Source organism: Radiobacillus sp. PE A8.2 (assembly GCF_045635475.1).
Lineage (GTDB): Bacteria > Bacillota > Bacilli > Bacillales > Amphibacillaceae > JBJGXI01.
Genome location: NZ_JBJGXI010000035.1, coordinates 1 through 19,069 on the forward strand (window position 1 = coordinate 1; position 19,069 = coordinate 19,069).

At 38.9% G+C, this 19,069-nt stretch carries 14 protein-coding genes; 7 read left to right on the plus strand and 7 right to left on the minus strand.

From position 1 onward, the window contains the following. Positions 1–354 precede the first annotated feature (354 nt). From ACI6MV_RS17045 to ACI6MV_RS17065, 5 genes are all read left to right on the plus strand, one after another. Positions 355–633, plus strand: coding sequence for a DUF1450 domain-containing protein (locus ACI6MV_RS17045; protein WP_407271530.1), 279 nt, complete (start codon positions 355–357; stop codon positions 631–633). Between the two features lie 14 nt (positions 634–647). After that, positions 648–1,262 carry a DNA-3-methyladenine glycosylase gene (locus ACI6MV_RS17050; protein WP_407271531.1) on the plus strand — a complete coding sequence of 205 codons (615 nt, stop codon included), beginning with the start codon at positions 648–650 and terminating at the stop codon, positions 1,260–1,262. Between the two features lie 380 nt (positions 1,263–1,642). Then, positions 1,643–2,173, plus strand: a complete 531-nt coding sequence (ectA, locus tag ACI6MV_RS17055; RefSeq protein WP_407271532.1) for a diaminobutyrate acetyltransferase — start codon at positions 1,643–1,645, stop codon at positions 2,171–2,173. 173 nt (positions 2,174–2,346) lie between these two features. Then, positions 2,347–3,606 carry a diaminobutyrate--2-oxoglutarate transaminase gene (gene ectB / locus ACI6MV_RS17060; protein WP_407271580.1) on the plus strand — a complete coding sequence of 420 codons (1,260 nt, stop codon included), beginning with the start codon at positions 2,347–2,349 and terminating at the stop codon, positions 3,604–3,606. A gap of 22 nt (positions 3,607–3,628) precedes the next feature. After that, positions 3,629–4,015, plus strand: a complete 387-nt coding sequence (locus ACI6MV_RS17065; RefSeq protein WP_407271533.1) for an ectoine synthase — start codon at positions 3,629–3,631, stop codon at positions 4,013–4,015. A 228-nt stretch (positions 4,016–4,243) separates the two neighbouring features. Here ACI6MV_RS17065 and mscL read toward each other — a convergent pair whose 3' ends face one another. Beyond that, entirely contained in the window at positions 4,244–4,753 is a 510-nt protein-coding gene (gene mscL, locus ACI6MV_RS17070) for a large conductance mechanosensitive channel protein MscL (RefSeq protein WP_407271534.1), read from the minus strand. A 314-nt stretch (positions 4,754–5,067) separates the two neighbouring features. On the opposite strand from mscL, the gene ACI6MV_RS17075 reads away from it, so the two are divergent. Further along, positions 5,068–5,502 (plus strand): YueI family protein, encoded by a 435-nt coding sequence (locus ACI6MV_RS17075; RefSeq protein ID WP_407271535.1) that lies wholly within the window; start codon positions 5,068–5,070, stop codon positions 5,500–5,502. 50 nt (positions 5,503–5,552) lie between these two features. Here the strand turns inward: ACI6MV_RS17075 and ACI6MV_RS17080 are convergent, their stop codons facing one another. The 4 genes from ACI6MV_RS17080 to ACI6MV_RS17095 form a co-directional block, all read right to left on the minus strand. Next, positions 5,553–6,746, minus strand: a complete 1,194-nt coding sequence (locus ACI6MV_RS17080; RefSeq protein ID WP_407271536.1) for an aminotransferase-like domain-containing protein — start codon at positions 6,744–6,746, stop codon at positions 5,553–5,555. Positions 6,747–7,439: 693 nt separating this feature from the next. Further along, positions 7,440–8,234, minus strand: a complete 795-nt coding sequence (locus tag ACI6MV_RS17085; protein ID WP_407271537.1) for an ABC transporter ATP-binding protein — start codon at positions 8,232–8,234, stop codon at positions 7,440–7,442. Positions 8,235–8,255: 21 nt separating this feature from the next. Next, positions 8,256–9,224 (minus strand): ABC transporter permease, encoded by a 969-nt coding sequence (locus tag ACI6MV_RS17090; protein ID WP_407271581.1) that lies wholly within the window; start codon positions 9,222–9,224, stop codon positions 8,256–8,258. Positions 9,225–9,310: 86 nt separating this feature from the next. Then, complete coding sequence (locus ACI6MV_RS17095) at positions 9,311–10,288, minus strand: ABC transporter substrate-binding protein (RefSeq protein WP_407271538.1); 978 nt, start codon at positions 10,286–10,288, stop codon at positions 9,311–9,313. A 216-nt stretch (positions 10,289–10,504) separates the two neighbouring features. Between ACI6MV_RS17095 and ACI6MV_RS17100 the strand changes: the two genes are divergently transcribed. Beyond that, complete coding sequence (locus ACI6MV_RS17100; protein ID WP_407271539.1) at positions 10,505–11,623, plus strand: NAD(P)/FAD-dependent oxidoreductase; 1,119 nt, start codon at positions 10,505–10,507, stop codon at positions 11,621–11,623. 54 nt (positions 11,624–11,677) lie between these two features. On the opposite strand, the gene ilvD is transcribed toward ACI6MV_RS17100, so the two are convergent. Continuing rightward, on the minus strand, positions 11,678–13,354 hold the full coding sequence (ilvD, locus tag ACI6MV_RS17105) for a dihydroxy-acid dehydratase (RefSeq protein ID WP_407271540.1): 1,677 nt from the start codon (positions 13,352–13,354) through the stop codon (positions 11,678–11,680). Between the two features lie 165 nt (positions 13,355–13,519). Then, positions 13,520–18,781: a LysM peptidoglycan-binding domain-containing protein gene (locus ACI6MV_RS17110; RefSeq protein ID WP_407271541.1), complete on the minus strand. Its 5,262-nt coding sequence runs from the start codon at positions 18,779–18,781 to the stop codon at positions 13,520–13,522. Positions 18,782–19,069: the final 288 nt, after the last annotated feature.

Consider the following 19,069-nt stretch of genomic DNA (forward strand, 5'->3'; position numbering starts at 1 on the left):
AACATGAAGAGCAATCCCCTTAGTAGCGGAGGAAATCCACTTCGACTCCTGCGGGACTAGCGGCATAAGCGAGACCCCGAAAACATGAGTTCGAGGCTCATTAGCCCCCCGCGGAAAGCGAAGTGGATTTCCGAAGCGGTGCAAGCACTCTCCAAGTTACGACGCATTTCACTTCAACTATGGCACTAGTAAGCACCAAAGTTTACGGGAAAGAGTTTTTTATTTTACTCTAATCTCATTTAATTCACTTCAGGATGTTTATCCATTACAATGGAAACAAAGATATAAGAATTCAAATGTCTAACGTGTATTAAAAGTTAACGTCTGGATATTTACTATAAAGGAAGATATTATATGAGCAATTTTTTCTCCATCTTTAGTCGAGATAAAAAGAAAATAAAGTTTTGTGCAACTAATTTAGATTTATTCTATGATGACGAAGCATTAGACTTAGTGGAAGCTTTTGCTGAAGACAACGATATAGAGATTGTTGAAATGCATTGCTTAGATAACTGTGAGGAATGCCCATTTTCCCCATATGCTGTCTATGGTCGAAAAAAAATCTTTGCAGAAACCCCTGAACAAGTTCTCGTTGAAATTAAGCAATTAATTGAAACTGAAGATACTGACTAAAAGGAGCTCGTATCATGGAAACGGAAATTAACATAACTAACTATCCACCACTATTACAAACCTTTTATCAAAAACCTACATTAATTCTTGCTAAGTCTCTCCTTGGCTGTTTGCTAATTAAGCAGACACCTGAGGGGACAACTGCAGGAGTTATAACAGAAACAGAAGCTTACCTCGGGCCTGATGATCGTGCAGCACATAGTTTCGGTAACCGTAGAACGAAACGGACAGAAATAATGTTTGGTGAACCTGGAATGACATATACCTATTCCATGCACACGCATTGCCTCTTTAATGTAGTAAGTGGACCTGTTCATAGACCCGAAGCGGTATTAATCCGTTCGGTTGAACCTTTCTTCAATCTTGATCTAATAAGCAACAGAAGACAAAAAGTAAAAACGATGCAGCAATGGACAAATGGACCTGGAAAACTAACAAAGGCCATGGGTATCACGATGGGTGATTATGGTCACCAGTTAGACAGTCCACCATTATGGATTGCCCCTCGATTAGATGCAGATAGCTTTGAAATTGCATCTGGTCCAAGAATAGGTATAGATAATGCAGGTGAAGCCAGGGACTACCCTTGGCGTTTTTGGATTACTGGAAATCAGTTCATTTCTAAATAGTACCGCGGTCGCTAAGGATATGTAATTTCGTTGTTTATGATTAACAAATTCCTTATTTTATCTACAAAAACCTCAGACAAGCGCCAATTTCTTGCTTGTCCATTTTCTTAAGAACTTCCCCTTCTTCTGCGTAAACATCCGGAAAACCCATTCATATCAAGCGATTCAACTTCTTTTCTACACTCAAATAAATTGTTGAAAAAGGAAACATTGTTAGGATTATTAACAAAACAGTAGCATTATTTAAGTTACTGTAGTTGAATACGCTCAATCCTCTCTTATCGTGTTTAATGCCATTTAATCAAGATATTACTGGTTTGCGCATTTTGTGATAGCCACTTATGATTATACATGGAACATAAAAGCATATTAAAACGTAATTGAAGGGAGAATTTATCATTAATAGTCAAATTGCAACTGCACCAACAGATACTATTACGTTAAGTAAACCCACGGTAGAAGATGGTGCAGCAATGTGGGAACTAGTTAACAATTCTACGCTTGATCAAAACTCACCGTATAAGTACATCATGATGGCTGAGTTTTTTGCCGAGACGTGTGTTGTTGCCAAAGAAAATGATAAACTTGTTGGTTTTGTGACCGCCTTTATACCTCCTAAACGAAATGACGCTATTTTTGTTTGGCAAGTAGGAGTAGATTCCTCACAGCGCGGAAAAGGTGTTGCGACGAAGCTAATAAATGAGTTGCTTACACGAGACGCATGTAATGATGTTCGTTTTATTGAAGCAACAGTTACTCCATCAAACAAAGCGTCCCAATCATTGTTTAAACGACTAGCTCGAGATCATGATACCCAATGTGTTGTGAATGAGTGTTTTGCTGAAGACTTGTTTCCAACAGACGGTCATGAAGAAGAACTAAATTTTCGAGTTGGACCTATTAAAAAATAGCATTTTAATTAATCTGCACAAATTCTTTTATGTGCAGATTCCTAATGCAAATAAACATAAAACCTTTTTGAGAAAAAATTAAGGTTTAACCCCAAAATAAAAGGGTATATATTCATCGTGAACTATGCGGTGCGGAAAAATCTAAGGAGGAAAAATACTTGAGTATAAATAATATGGACATTTTTGAAAATTTGGAGTCACAGGTACGTAGTTATTGCAGAAACTTCCCTACTGTGTTTACAAAGGCCAAAGGACACAAAATGTGGGATGAAGCAGGAACTGAATACATTGATTTCTTTTCAGGTGCAGGAGCACTTAACTATGGACACAACGATCCTAGAATGAAATCAAAGTTAATTGAATATATTTCTGATGATGGCATTACTCATTCTCTAGACATGGCCTCTACAGCTAAAGCAGCGTTTATGGCTAAATTTAATGACGTTATTCTTAAGCCACGTAACATGGATTATAAGATCATGTTCCCTGGACCTACTGGAACAAATACAGTTGAAAGTGCGTTAAAGCTAGCTCGTAAGGTGACAGGACGTACGGATGTCATTAGTTTTACGAACGGTTTCCACGGTATGACAATCGGTTCCTTATCTGTAACAGGAAATTCAATGAAACGTAAAGGCGCAGGTATTCCTCTACAGAATACTGTAACAATGCCTTATGATAACTATGTCGACAACCACGATACGCTTGAATACCTTGAGCGTTTCTTAGATGATAGCGGTAGTGGTGTTGCTATTCCAGCTGCAATGATTATTGAAACTGTACAGGGTGAAGGTGGAATTAATGCAGCGCGTTTTGAATGGTTAAGAAAAATCGAAACGATTTGTAAACGTTGGGGCATTGTTCTCATTATTGATGATGTGCAAGCCGGTGTTGGACGTACAGGTACATTCTTTAGCTTTGAAGAAGCTGGTATTAAGCCTGATATTATTTGTATGTCTAAATCATTAAGTGGTTATGGTTTACCACTTGCGATTACTTTAATTCGCCCTGAACTTGATAAATTTGCTCCTGGTGAGCATAATGGAACATTCCGTGGCAATAATCATGCTTTTGTTACAGCAACTGCATCATTAACCTATTGGGAAGATAGTAATTTTGAAAAACAAATCAAACACAAATCAGATATTATTTATAAATTTTTACAACACCTTGTAGAAACTTACCCGGAAATCAAAGGTGAAGTGCGTGGTCGAGGATTCATGGTTGGAATTGCTTGTGACGTAGACGGTCTAGCGCCGAAAATTGCTGCTCAAGCATTTAAACTTGGATTAATTATGGAGACTGCCGGACCAAAAGACGAAGTATTTAAATTGTTCCCTGCTCTAACCATTGATGAAGCAGATCTTAAAAATGGTCTTAACATCATTGAAGAAAGTATTAAAAGCTTAGTAAAAGAACCAGTAGCGCAATAATTATTACAGGAGGATATCAACTATGAAAGTAATCTCACTAAAAGACGTAATAGGAACTGAGCAAGATGTAGATGGAGGAAATTGGGTCTCAAGACGCCTTCTTCTCAAGAAAGATGGTATGGGCTACACTGTAAACCATACAACAATTAAACCTGGTACGGAAACACATATCTGGTATCAAAACCACCTAGAATCTGTTTACCTTACTGAAGGCGAAGGTGAAGTTGTTACACTTAGTGACAACAAAGTATGGCCTATAAAAAAAGATGATCTATATGTACTAGATAAACACGATGAGCACTTATTGCGCACGAAAGATGGAATGAGCATGATTTGTGTATTCAATCCACCGTTAACTGGTAAAGAAGTACACGATGAGAACGGTGTTTACCCAGTAGATGAAGATTAATCATATATTTAAACGCATGAGGCGGGAATGATCGCTCTCATGCGTTTTTAATTTGGCTGTGCTCTTAAGCGCAAAACAGCTAAACTCCGTCGTAACGTGTTGGATGGTGCTAATACCCGCTCCAGAAATACACTTTGCTTTCCGCGGGGGGCTAGTGAGCCTCCTCGTTACGTCGCATTTTACTTCAATTATGAAGTTTTAAAGTATCAAACTAGACTTTTTAGCTGACTACTTAATCCTTAATTGTGGGCGCTTCCGATTATAATCCCAACGGTCCTCCGTACTGATCTCTAAATCAGATCCACAATTCGGACATTTGACTGCTTGGGACGGGATTGATAATTTGCAATACGGACAAGGTTTCTTGGTCATCGCTACTCCAGGATGTTGATTAGGTTGCTTCCATTTGTTCATCTGACGGATCACGATAAATATTACAAATAGTATAATTATGAACCTGATAAATGAGGTAATGAAGAGACCGTAGTTTATAGTTGCAGCTCCAGCTTCTTGAGCATCTGAAAGCGATGAATAATAACTTCCATCAAGGGAAAAGAATAAATTGGAGAAGTTCATTTTGGCTAACACGATACCGACAGGAGGTAGTAAGACATCGGATACGAATGAATCAATTAAACCGCTAAAGGCAGCTCCTAAAACCATCCCAATTCCCATATCGGCAGCATTCCCTTTGATAGCGAATTGTCGAAATTCTTTGAAGAGACCTATTGTAATCAACTCCTTAACTTTGCCAGTTATATTATCCTATGAATCCATAAGACAAGCTATGCCACACAAATTTCAAATGAAATAGAATCGATGTTTTAAATTGAAAGGCTGTTTATTATTGCGCAAAACAGCCAAAATCCGTCGTAACGTAGTGCTCTTGATTTCCGCTCCAGGCAGTCGCTTTCCGGAGCGGTGCAAGCACTCTCCAAACTACGACGGATTTCACTTCAAGTGTGTAGTTTAAAAGCAACCAACTTTACTAAAAGCTCCAATTGAAATCAACGGTTAAATAATAGATAATACTGCTGTAAGGAGTGATTAAAATGAGCGGTAAAAAAGTAGATGACTATTTACAGGAAGGGATTTATGGACCGAGAATCACTAATCCAGGTGAACGAAAGGTTTTTCTAGGTACAATACGAGAACGTGTGATTTTAGGCCTTACGAAAAGACAAGTGATGAAAAAACAAGGCTTGCAAGAATTAGGACCGCTAATGAAGGAACATTCCAGCGCAAAACTTTTGTTAAATGGTGATCTGAGTTATCAGTATTATAAACCGTTTAAAAAATTAGCAACAAAGCATAAAATACCATACACTACAGTTTATAATGAAGAAGCCCCCACTGACTTTGGTATTGTATTCACTGCGAAAGAAGCTGTCGATAAAGAAGATATTTTATTAGAGGAACCTACGCAATCAGATGAACCCAAGCAAACCAAGGATAATAAGTCCTTCTTTTCTAGGCTCTTTAAGTAACAAAAAAGAGTAATATTATTCTCGGAAAGAACAATATTACTCTAACTATATTAAGTGATGAATTCGTATTGACTTTCGTTTATAACGGTTACTAGACGTTCCATTCCTAGTTTGATTTTTTCTGGTTCTGCATTAGTAAAATTTAGGCGCATCGTATTTTGCTGTGGATTAGATACATAGAATGGCGCTCCAGGAACAAAGGCGACCCCGCGATCTACAGCGGTCGATAATAGCTCCGTTGTGTTAACATGCTCAGGCATATTTACCCACAAGAACATGCCACCCTTGGGAATCTGATACTTTATTTGATTCCCTTCTACACTATCTAACAGAGATTTCATCATGTTCATTCGCTCTAAATACGTTTTTCTTAGTGTTGTAATATGACCATCAAAATCAAAATCCTTCAATAGATGAATCAATGCATGCTGACTAATTGAATTCGTATGCAGGTCTGAAGCTTGCTTAGCTTGAGCCATTAAGCGAATGATTTGATGCGGTCCTACGATCCAACCAATTCGCATCGCAGGAACCACTGTTTTTGAAAATGTACTTGTATACAGTACCAACCGATTATTATCCATGGAAGCAATCGAAGGTGGTGATTCGTTTTCATCAAACTGAATCTCACCGTAAGGATCATCTTCAAAAATGACAACATGATATTTATCCGCTAGTTCAAGCAGTTTCTTCCTGCGTTCCAATGACCATACCTTACCACCAGGATTAGAATAGGTAGGAACAACATAAATACATTTTGGCTTTAATCTCACAATCTTATCTTCGAGATCTTCCTCAAGCATGCCATCATCATCTGAATCGACTGCTATAATATTTGCCTCATAAGACTCAAACACTTGTAAAGCAGCTAGATAGGTTGGATTCTCCGTTAAGATAACATCCCCACGATTAAACATTATTCTTGAAAATAAATCGATTGCCTGCTGTGAACCTGATGTTACTAAAATGTCATCCGGACTACGATGTATACCCTTAGTAGCCATCCTACTAGCGAGCCTTTCTCGTAACTCCATTACCCCTTCCGTCTCCCCATACTGCAAGTTCTTTCTATCGGATGTTAAGGCCTGATCAAACGCCCGGCGAATAGCATCTACTGGAAATAAATTTTCATCCGGCAATCCACCAGCAAATGAGATCACATCACCTTTGTTAACAACCTTTAAAATGTCACGGACAGCTGACGACTTCAAATAGCGGACGCGCTTCGAAAAACCGTACTTCACTATCCATCCCCCACCTTTACTTTTTAATTTTATGAAAAATCAGATAATTACGATTTTTAATGTTCTAACATTGTAACACATTCTAACAAGAATAGGGATAGGTTTAACTATTTTTTAATTAAATTTTTATAAGAAGGGCTAACGTCTTACTTATAGGCTCTTTTCGTAATTTTTGTGCTTTAAAAATTGAATTGAATTCTTACCTAATAAGTGGAGGCTAATTCGGCGCCGTAGAAATAATACGCCGTTTCCGCGTGGGTCAGTGGTAACTGTCTATAGCGAACTTGTCACGACATTGGTGTATCTATTGATTAATCCCTGCAATAGAAGTACTTTCTCTTAAACGCGGCAAAGTGTAAACATTCAGGCTTAAGCGGCCAAACAAGCACTTATTACGCCTAAAATTTCAGTTCTGATGATTTGACGGCCACCACAGCACTTATTTACCAATAACAACCTACTTAACCAATAAAATCAGTAAAATAAGTGCGCTGTTGGCCGCTCAATTCTAACGATGCCTATTTTGTCACAGATAAAGGCAATGGAGGCCGTCAAGCGACTCGTCGCCCCGCCCGGCAACAGACCTCTGCTACATAACCGAATCGGAACGGAGACTATCCTACGATGTGGAAAACAGCTTTCTTACAAAAAATCACCGTCTATAAGATATAGATCGGTGATTTATTGCACTTATTATCCTAAAATAGCTCGATCGTTTTCCAGCTGTTTACCTCGAATCTGCTTGAATTCATGTAACAGCTTCTCGACAGTAAGCTTTTGTTTTGCTTCTCCATCTACTTCTAAAATTATTTGGCCCTTATCCATCATGATCAGGCGATTACCCAAATCTAATGCTTGCTGCATGTTATGTGTAACCATAAGTGTAGTTAAATCGAATTTCTCAACTATCTCTGCAGTTAAATTTGTGATTAGTTCAGCTCGCGATGGATCTAATGCTGCCGTATGCTCATCTAAAAGTAATATACTAGGCTCTGTGAACGTCGCCATTAACAAAGATAACGCTTGTCGTTCACCACCGGATAACAATCCTACTCTTGCTGTAAGCCGATCCTCTAAACCTAGATTAAGGGTTTCTAAATACTCACGAAATAATTGCTTCCGCTTTTTAGTGACACCGTTTCGTAGTTTTCTATTTTTATCACGCGCAAATGCCATCGCCAAATTTTCTTCAATTGTCATCGATGGAGCGGTTCCAGCCATTGGATCCTGAAATACACGACCAATGTATTTTGAACGCTTATATTCCGGTAGATTAGTTACTTCTTTATTATTAATAACTACATTACCAACGTCCGGAGTTAAAGTACCAGATACAACATTCATCATCGTTGATTTTCCAGCTCCATTACTTCCGATAACGGTAATAAAATCGCCTTTTTCTAGCGTTAAATTAATATTTTGCAATGCATGCTTCTCATCAGGAGTATCTTCATTAAAGGTTAATGAAATATCTTTAAGATTTAGCACGAGGAAGCCCTCCTTCCATTCTTAGCTACTAAGCGCCGCTCGTTTTCTTTGCTTTTTCAGCTTTTCTTTTCTCGAACTTATAATCTTCGGCGTGACTAAAGCCGCAATTACTAGAATAGCTGTGATTAATTTCATATCCCCAGCTTCTAGAAATTTAATTTTTAAAGCAAGCGTGACTGCAATACGGTAAATAATCGCGCCACACACTACAGCTAATGTCGTTCTAGCAATTGTTTTTGTCCCAACCAACGCTTCACCAATTATCACAGAAGCGAGTCCGATGATAATCATACCGATTCCCATCCCAACATCAGCAAAGCCACCGTATTGAGCAAAAAATGCGCCTGCCAAAGCAACTAATCCGTTAGAAATACCTAATCCGATAATTTTCAAATTATCTGTATTAGCAGAAAAGCTACGAATCATTTTTTCGTTATCACCTGTTGCACGCAACGCCAGCCCAACCTCTGTCTTTAAGAAATAGTCCGATAACAGCTTGATTACAATCGTTACGATGATCATAATAAATAATAAAGACCACGTACCAGGTACACGTTCTATCCCGATACTTTGTATTAATTCATTTAGCATTTGATCTATACCTATTGGACCCCACCATGCTTCAAACTGACTAAACACCGTTGATTCATTAAATATCGATAGGTTTGGCTGCCCCATTATCCTTAGGTTAATGGAATACAAGGCAATCATCATAATAATACCTGATAACAAAGGGTTTATTTTACCTTTAGTATTTAGAATTCCTGTGATACTCCCTGCTAAAAAACCCGCAAGAGCAGCTAATAAAGTTGCGATGATTGTCGGCACACCATTAATAATCGAAATTCCCACAACAGCTGCTCCTGTGACAAAGCTGCCGTCTACCGTCAAATCTGGGAAATCTAAAATTCTAAACGATAAATAAACCCCAAGAGCCATAATTGCATAAATAACCCCAGATTCAAACGCACCAAACATTGAATAAAACATTGAATCTAACATCGTGCTCTCTCCTTCTAATGTAGAAAAGAAAACCGACAGATAAGCCCACTCGGCCATATGTCGGTTTATTTTCTTTACTCTTCGCTTGTTTCGACGAACTGAGCAATATCATCCCATTCATCATTCCACTCGATTGCTTGCTCTTCTGCTGCTGTTTTGTTTATAAATAACTGCATACTAGGTGGTATTTCTACAGGAATATCTGCCGTAGTCTTTTCACCCGTTAGCACTTCTACTGCCATTTCACCAGCACGATAACCAATCGTGTGGTAATCAATGCCATATGTAACAAACCCACCTTTGGCTAAGGATTCTCCTTCACCAACAACTAAAGGAATGTCCTGCTCATTCGCTACGGAGATAACACTTTCTAAAGCAGAAACAACTGTATTGTCTGTTACAATATAAAACACATCTGCTTCTCCGACTAGTGTATTTGCTGCTTGTTGCACATCAGCAGATGTTGCCACGGTACGTTCAACAATGCTTAAGCTTGTTCCTTCAATCTCCGCTTTTACCGCATCAATTTGTGCTACAGAATTTTGCTCTCCAGAATTGTAAATTACACCGACTGTAGAACCTTCGAAATATTGATCAATAAACGTTATTGTATTTTTAATAGCATCAGGATGTAAATCAACTACACCTGTAATATTTTCACCTGGTTGGTCCATTGCTTCTACTAGCTCAGATCCGACGGCATCTGTTACAGAAGTAAAAATAACCGGGATATCTTTCGCATCTTCTGTCGCTTGTAAAGCACCTTGTGCACTTGGAGTTGCGTTAGCAAAAATTAAATCTACACCATCAGCTACAAAGTTTTGTGCAATCGGAATCGTGTTATTTTGATCTGCTTGCGCGCTTTGCAGGTCATATTCAACTTCTAAGCCTGCATCAGCAATTGCTTCTTGAAACCCTCCGTATGCTGCATCAAGGGATGGATGCTCGACGAATTGAGAAGCACCAATTGTATATGTTTCATCATTCGATCCACACGCTGCTAGTACAAATATAAGTCCAACTACTAGAAAAATAAGCCACTTTCTTTTCACATTCTTACCCCCTGTTTTTTATCTTTTTCAAATTTTCTAAAGATTATGCTATATTATAGCACAAATTGAAACTGATGGAATACAATTATTTTTCATGTTTATTCCGAGGAGGTTTAGCTAATACACCCTTCCCCTATATTTGCTTTTATTAGTGATTTTTCTTAATGTGTAGTTAGATCAAATTGATATGTCTATTGAAGTAGAGGATGAACATTCATGAAAGTAATTGTTATTGGCGGTGGTATATTAGGCGCTTCTACGACCTATCACTTAGCTAAAGCAGGTGTCGAGGTAACCCTGGTAGATCGGAAAGATGAAGGACAAGCAACTGATGCTGGTGCGGGGATTGTTTGCCCCTGGTTGTCCCAGCGCCGAAATAAAGCTTGGTACCAATTAGCTAAAGGGGGAGCTCGTTACTATCCATCCTTGATTGCTGAGCTGGAAGCAGACGGCGAAGAAAATACCGGCTACCTGAGAGTTGGTGCCATTAGCATCAACAAAGATACCAATAAACTAGATCAAATGGAAGCACGTGCAAAGAAACGGAGAGAAGATGCACCTGAGATTGGCGAGATCACGAGATTAAACGCCGAGCAAACGAAAAAGTTGTTCCCCCCTCTTGCAGAAGGGTACGAATCTGTTCATGTTAGTGGTGCCGCACGTGTTGATGGTCGCTTATTACGAGAGGCACTACATCGGTTCGCAAAAAAACACGGAGCTACAATCATAAATGGAAGTGCAAAAATTGAAACAAAAAACAATAAAGTAATCGGAATCTCAGTTAATAATGAGTTGATTTATGCTGAAAAAGTGATTGTAACTGCCGGAGCATGGGCAAAACAGTTATTTGAGCCATTAGGAATTAACTTTGCTGTAGAACCACAGAAAGCTCAGATACTGCACTTACATCTGCCGGATACCGATACGAGCTTATGGCCTGTCGTTATGCCACCTAGCAATCATTATTTATTAGCTTTTGAAAATAATCGGATTGTGATAGGCTCCACCCATGAAAATGAATCAGGCTTTGATAGCCGAGTTACACCTGCAGGAATACACGAAATTATCGAAAAAAGCCTAGGTGTTGCCCCTGGATTAGCAAATAGTACATTAGTAGAAGCACGTGTTGGATTTCGACCGTTTACACCTGGTTTCTTGCCTGTTATCGGGACGGTTCCTGGATGGCAAGGATTATTGACCGCTAATGGTCTCGGAGCATCAGGATTAACGATGGGGCCATATTTAGGAGAACAGTTAGCTAAATTAGCACTCGAGCAGGAAACAGAGATTGATTTATCGCTTTATCCTGTCGAAGGAGCGATTAAACAGCAATAAAATACCCCCCTCTTCTAGCGTCAGCTAAAAGGAGGGGGGTATTTTAAATTTTAATTAAAAGTGATCTGTTACTGCACCTTTAGATGAACAAGATACATTATGTGCATACTTGCCTAGAATTCCTCGTTTTTCAAGCGGTTTCGCTTTCCAGTTTTTACGTCTTTCTTCTAACACTTCTTCTGTTACGTCCATTGATATTTCTTGCAAATCAGAATCAATCGTTACCATATCTCCTTCTTGTAACAAACCGATTGGTCCACCGACTTGTGCTTCTGGAGCAATATGACCAACTACTAATCCGTGTGTACCACCAGAAAAACGCCCATCTGTTAATAAGGCAACCTTTTCACCTAAACCTTTACCAACTAGGATAGCTGAAATCGAAAGCATTTCTGGCATTCCTGGTCCGCCTTTAGGTCCTACTTGACGAATAACTAACACATCACCTTCATTAATTTCATTATTAATTACCGCATTAGTTGCTTCATCTTCTGTATCGTATACTCTAGCAGGTCCTGTATGTCGGTTTACCTTAACACCAGATACTTTGGCTACTGCACCACTTGGCGCAAGATTACCCTTCAAAATAATAAGTGGGCCATCTTTACGTTTTGGATTATCAAACGGCATAATAATCTCTTGCCCCTCTTGTAAAGAAGGTGCATCTGCTAAGTTCTCAGCAATTGTTTTACCTGTTACTGTTAAACAGTCTCCGTGTAAATATCCCGCTTCTAAAAGTAATTTCATTACCGCAGGAACACCGCCAATGTTATAAAGATCTTCCATAACATATTTACCACTAGGCTTCAGATCTGCTAGGTGTGGCACTTTCTTTTGGATGCGATTGAAATCATCAATTGTTACATCTACTTCTGCAGAGTGCGCAATCGCTAGTAGGTGTAATACAGCATTTGTTGAACCACCTAAAGCCATCACGACAGTAATGGCATTTTCAAAAGCTTCTTTCGTCATAATGTCTTTTGGATAAATGCCTTTTTCTAATAATTTATAAACCGTTTCACCCGCACGATAACAATCAGCTAGCTTGTCTGTTGATTCAGCAGGGTTAGAAGAACTTCCTGGTAAACTCATACCTAACGCTTCAACAGCAGTCGCCATCGTGTTCGCTGTGTACATACCACCACATGATCCAGAACCAGGGCATGCTAGACACTCAATACCATGCAATTCATCATCACTGATGTCACCATTGTTGTGCTTTCCTACCCCTTCAAATACAGAAACGATGTCAAGCTTTTCACCATTGCGATGTCCCGGTGCGATCGTTCCACCATAAACAAATACTGCAGGCACATCAGAACGTGCGATTGAAATTAAACAGCCAGGAATATTTTTATCACAGCCGCCAATTGCGACATACCCGTCCAAATTTTCGGCTCCAACAACCGTTTCAATCGAATCAGCAATAATATCACGGCTCGGCAGCGAATAACGCATGCCAGAAGTACCCATTGAAATACCATCAGAAACAGTAATCGTGTTAAAAATCATCGGTACGCCACCAGCTTGTCTAGCCCCGTCTTTTGCTTTAACCGCTAGGTCATGAATATGAATGTTACAAGGAGTCACTTCACTCCAAGTACTTGCAATACCAATCATCGGTTTTTTAAAATCTTCATCAGTTACACCAACCGCCCTTAACATAGCCCGGTTTGGTGCTCTTTTTGTGTCATCAAAAACATGACTTTTAATACGTAAATCCTTCTTCATTTTTATTACCCCCTGTCACTCTTTCTAACAACTATAATAGTTTATTGAAAATAGTTCAATGTATTTGTTATTTTCTAAAAATTTTTCTTTCTAAAACAGGTTGCACGTTATAAATATGTAGAAAACGCAAAGAGCATAGCAGATGCTATGCTCTTTTAACATTTACTATTTCGGTATTGTCAACGTTTGACCAATATAAATCATATCTCCTGTTAAATTGTTTGCCTCTTTAATAGCATTTAAAGTTGTATTATAGTTCAGGGCGATTTTTGATAAAGAGTCACCTGACACAACTTTATATGTGGTTAACAATGGTTCCTGTGTTTCTTCAGGTATAGTTGGTTCATGTATAGCTGGAACTTTTAACTTTTGACCAACATAAATGTTATCTGATAATAAACCATTGATCGCTTTCAAGTTGCTAACGGTTGTTCGATTCCGGTCCGCAATTTCCCATAAGCTGTCACCACTCACTACCGTGTATGTTTCGTAACTCTGTATTTCCTGCTCCTGATATACAGGGGATACAACAGGAACAGTAGAAGGTAGTGTTGTTGCGTAGCTATTCCAAACGGCTTTGTTTTCTTGACCTAAGCTCCAATTTCCCACCCCACGAATATCGTATTCACTTACAAGATTAAGCTTTTGTCGAATTGATTGTTCATTTTCAAACCATATCGTATACGTACCAGGTGATAAGGAAGAGCCTGCTACGAATGTTATTGGATCATCTGGGTCAATGGTAATAGTCGCTTTCGGTGTTTTACTAATTTCATCAAAAACAACTGTCCCATTATATGTTGTTATCAACTTTTCAACTTGTGCATTGGAAATACCATACCCTCCATAGCCTGACCCTTCCATCCAGTAACGTCCATAGTGAGCGACACCAACCACAATCTTATCCAACGCAACCTGCTGATCTATCGCATATTGAATTGATCTTTCTACCCAGCCATAACTAGCGACTGGTCCGGCCTCTCCACCCGGAAAGCTTTCGTCATAACTCATGATCATCAAATAGTCCGCATACTTTCCTAAGTTTGTATAGTCGTATGCACCATGCCAACCTTGCGTCCATCCGTTTGGATTGGCAGCAACCGCAACGGATACGTCTTTTGTAGAAGGGACTTTTTGCCGTAATAGACGGACAAATGCAGTAAAATCGTCACGATCTTCATCTGTAATATTTTCAATATCTACATTTACTCCATCAAGATTAAACCGTTCGATTGCGTCAGCTATTTGCTGTGCTGCGAGTTCCTTATTGGCAAGCATTGCCCTACCTACATCACGGTTCCAATGATTACTTAAGAAAGGTACTACACGGAGACCTTGTTGATGCATTTCTTCAACAAATTGCAAATCAACTTGATAGGTTAGCTTTAACGTACCATCTGGATTAATGTCAAAATAACTAGGTGAAACAACGTTCATGGAAAGATTTGTTTGCTTCACCGTGTTCACATACTCGTTTGTATTACCGAAGTATAGGTAGCCGAGATTAATCACCTCGCTAGCCATAGCCGGAAGCCGCAATGTTTGATTTATCTCAAGCTCTTCGCTTGAAAGATTGTTGAGCGACATTATTGCATCAACCGTTGTATTATACCGCTTTGCAATCGTGTAAAGTGTATCACCGGAAGTGACAGTGTATATGTTTAATTGCACTGCTAATGTCTCACTTTCATTACCTGCTTGGTCTGTTTGTATTATTGTTATAGCTAGTTCCTCTGGTGTCGCGAATTCATCAATGTTAACATCAATTGAAAAGAAACCATTCGCTTCCGCAATCTCACTTATGACAGGTCCATTCTCCACTGCAACTTTCACCGTCGCATTCGCTTCTGCAACACCGATGGCTGTGTAAATGGTGTTGCCATTCTCCACACGAAAACCATTTTTCGTGACCACTGGATTTTCTACAATTGTATCTTTCTCAACTGTAGAAGTTTGCACAATACTTTTATTTCCAAAACGGTCTGTTTGTTCAACCTCTATCGTAATTAACCCGTCTTCTAAGGGTGTTAAATCAAAGCTTCTTTCAAAAGTCCGACTAGTTACTTGTGAGTTTTTTGTTATTTGTGTATTTCCATCGTTAACGGTTATCCGTACTTGTGCCCCTTCTTCAACATCCGTGCCTAAGATAGAATAGTCTTGAACATTACTGCTATTCATATAATCTGACACCTTCAATATAGCTTCTGTTGGTGCAGATGTATCCTTTACAACTTGTTTTGATTGTGGTGCCGCCTCATTTCCTGCTGCATCTGTTGCTACAAACGAAAGGTTAATTTCGCCGTCACGAAAAAAACTTGTATCAGTTGTATACTCGAATACCCCTTGGTTATTTGAAGTAACAGATTCTCTAATTTCTTTTTCACCATCTGTTAAAAGTACTTCGATTTTTATATTTGGTTCAGATTTACCTGTTAACGTGTAATTGTCTTGATTTCCTTTATATATATTCGGTGTACTAATTAAAGCAATTTTTGTAGGTGCGACCGTATCTTTTACTAATGTTTTCGTCATGCTAGGACTTACATTTCCGGCTTCATCTGCTTGGGTCACTTCGAATCGGACATCGCCATCATGTAGTGAAGTGAGATCAACCGAAAACTGATAGCTTCCACTCGCATCTGCCTTATCATTCACGATGATGGGTTCACCGTCCACATTAGCTATTTTCACGTTCACTTCTGAATCTGGCTCAGCCTCACCAATTAACCTATATTCTGCTTCGTTATCTTTATTAATAAAATTGTTATTGCCTAGTGTTGGCGCAACTGGAACAATTGCATCCTTAAGTAATTGCACTTCTCCTTGGTCACTCACGATTCCTGATGGACTTGTTTGGGTTGCTCGGATGGTTACATACGTGTTATGCAAGCTACCAAGGTCAATCTCTAGATTAAATTCCCCAACATCATTTGCTGTTGTTGTAGCTAAAACGTCTTGTTCAATTCCATCGGAGACTATTATATCCACTGTGGAATCTGGATGGGCATTTCCAACAACACGATAACTTTTTTGGTTACGATAATTGATACTATCTGTATTTTTTATTACTGGAGCTTCCAAGCTTGTTTCTTTCACTATGGTAGTTTGACTCGCAGCACTTCGGTTTCCTGCATTGTCTGTTGCCCGAGTAGTTACAGTTAATTTGCCATCTTGTAATTGTCGCAAATCAAAGTTTGCTTGAAACTCCCCATTTTCATTTGTGCTTGTTTCCGCCGTTAAGCTAGGATTCAACCCGTCAGCAATAATGATTTCAACCTCATCCCCAGGCTCTGATAAACCAAAGATAGTATAACGATTAACATTTTCGAGGGTAATTTGCTCTCTATGATCAATAATCGGCTCTCCTACAACCGTATCTTTCACTACCCTAGCTTGTGTTTTGCTACTTTCATTTCCACTTTTATCAATCGCTGTAACGGTAACGGTGATCGGACCATCATTAAGAGCAGTCATGTTCACTGGTTTACCAAATTTTCCGGAAGCACTACTCTTTGTTTCGGAAATGATCGATCCATTAACAGAATCTGTTGCACGGATAATTACATTCGCATCCGACTCCGTTATCCCTGTAATCGTGTATGAGCTAGCATTAGAACTACTTATAGTAGTTAATTCAGCTAACTCTGGTTGCATAATGGTTGTATCCTTGATAGCAGTTGTGTTTACCTGTTCACTTTCATTACCAGCGGAATCCATCGCCTTGATTGTAATGCTAATTTCTCCGTCATTGAGTGTCGTCGTATTGATAAAAGCACTAAACTCCCCATGTTCATTAGCTAGTACTTCTTTTTCGATATTGACACCTTCATTATCAGAAGTAACAATCGATACTGTAGCCGCTGTTTCAACAGTACCCGTAATTAAAAATGCTGGAGCTGCTTGTTGGTTTATGATTTTACTATGTTCTATAGCAGGTTCTTGAGTCTGTGTATCTTTTTTTAGCATTAGTTGTCCATCACCACTTTTATTTCCAGCAGCATCCGTTGCAGAGGTGGTAATGGTAACTGTTCCGTCCCGTAAAGCAGTAAGATCCACATGTTGCAGAAAACTTCCATCCGCATCAGCTTTTAAGTTGTAGGTTAATGCAGGGGAAACACCGTCTGTTATCGATATAGTTACTGTTGCACCCGCTTCGGTTCTACCCTTTACTACAAACTCCGATTGATTAGCGTTTGTTATTCTGTCTTGCTGCTCTAAAACTGGAACAGGAGGAGCAGTCTGATCTGCAGGCGGCTGGATGATTGTTTCTCTTTTAGGTATTGTTAAAACCTGACCTACATAGATCATATTTGTTGTTAAATTGTTTGACGATTTTATAGCATTAACCGTTGTCATGTGCGTTTTAGCAATTAGTGATAAACTATCGCCACGCACAACCGTATAGGTTGAAGTTTCAGTTGATGGTTCTTGAACTCTTTCGCTTTTTTTTTGCGGGATGTTTAAAACCTGTCCTACATAAATCATGTCTGTTGTTAAATTATTTAACGATCTAATTTGGTCGACGGCTGTGTTAAAACGATTAGCAATCACAGAAAGTGAATCTCCACTTACAATGACATAACTAAGGGTGTCATTTGTAGTTTCCGTTGGAGTAGAAGGAATTTCAGGTTCAGATTTTTGAACTGGCTCCGTTTGTTGATTGCCAGGAATCTTTAATGCTTGTCCAACATAAATCATATCTGTTGTTAAGTTATTCAAAGACCGAATCGTTTCAACAGTCGTATTCAGTCGCTTCGCAATTACTGATAACGAATCACCTGAGTTCACTTTATACGTCGTGTTACTCTCCTCGCTCGGCCTCTGTTCTGACGCCGGTACCGTAGGGGCTGCAGCTATAGGAATTTTTAGTTTCTGGCCTACGTATATGGTATCGCTTGTCAATTGATTATATGCTCGGATTGAATCAGTAGTAGTATTGTTTCTTTTCGCTATCACAGAGAGACTATCACCGGATACGATCGTATAAGTAATAAAAGGCAGACTTAGCCGTTGACCTATATAAATATTATCAGATGTTAAATTATTTACTGTTTTTAATGATGAGACGGAAATGTCAAAACGTTTTGCTATAACAGATAAACTATCACCCGACTGAACAACATAAACATCAGATTCCGTTACCTTTTGTGTTTGTATCGTATTTGTTTGGGCGCTAGCGATTGCCGGTGCTGCACCCATGTACAAGGTAGCAACCATCAAAGATCCTACCATTACTTTTACTACACTAATTTTTTTAGCAGGGAACCTTGATCGAACAAGTTCGTTAATTTGTAGTTGCAGATCTTTTTTCTTTTTGGATGCACCATCTAGTTCCGCTGCAAACTCCGTCATTTGTGGATCCAAATAGACGATTAGAGAATAATTATCTTTTCCCATTTCTATTAACTCATAACCTTTAATATCCATAAATAACACCTCGACATATAGACTCTAGTCTTATTGTCTCTTTATGCTCTTATCTTATCCCGATCCGATTTAGAGGTTTGCTGACCTGCAATTTGAATGTTTGGAGTACCGATTTTACTTGTCAACTGAACATTTTACTTGTTTGTGAATAATATAGCAGAAGAGAAAATGACAGTTTGAAAAGTTAGGATCACGGAAATATTATGGTAACAGAAGAATTTTTGGTGCCGCAATTCAATCACTTTGATTGATTTTATATTTAATTTATGGTATTGTATTTAGCAATAT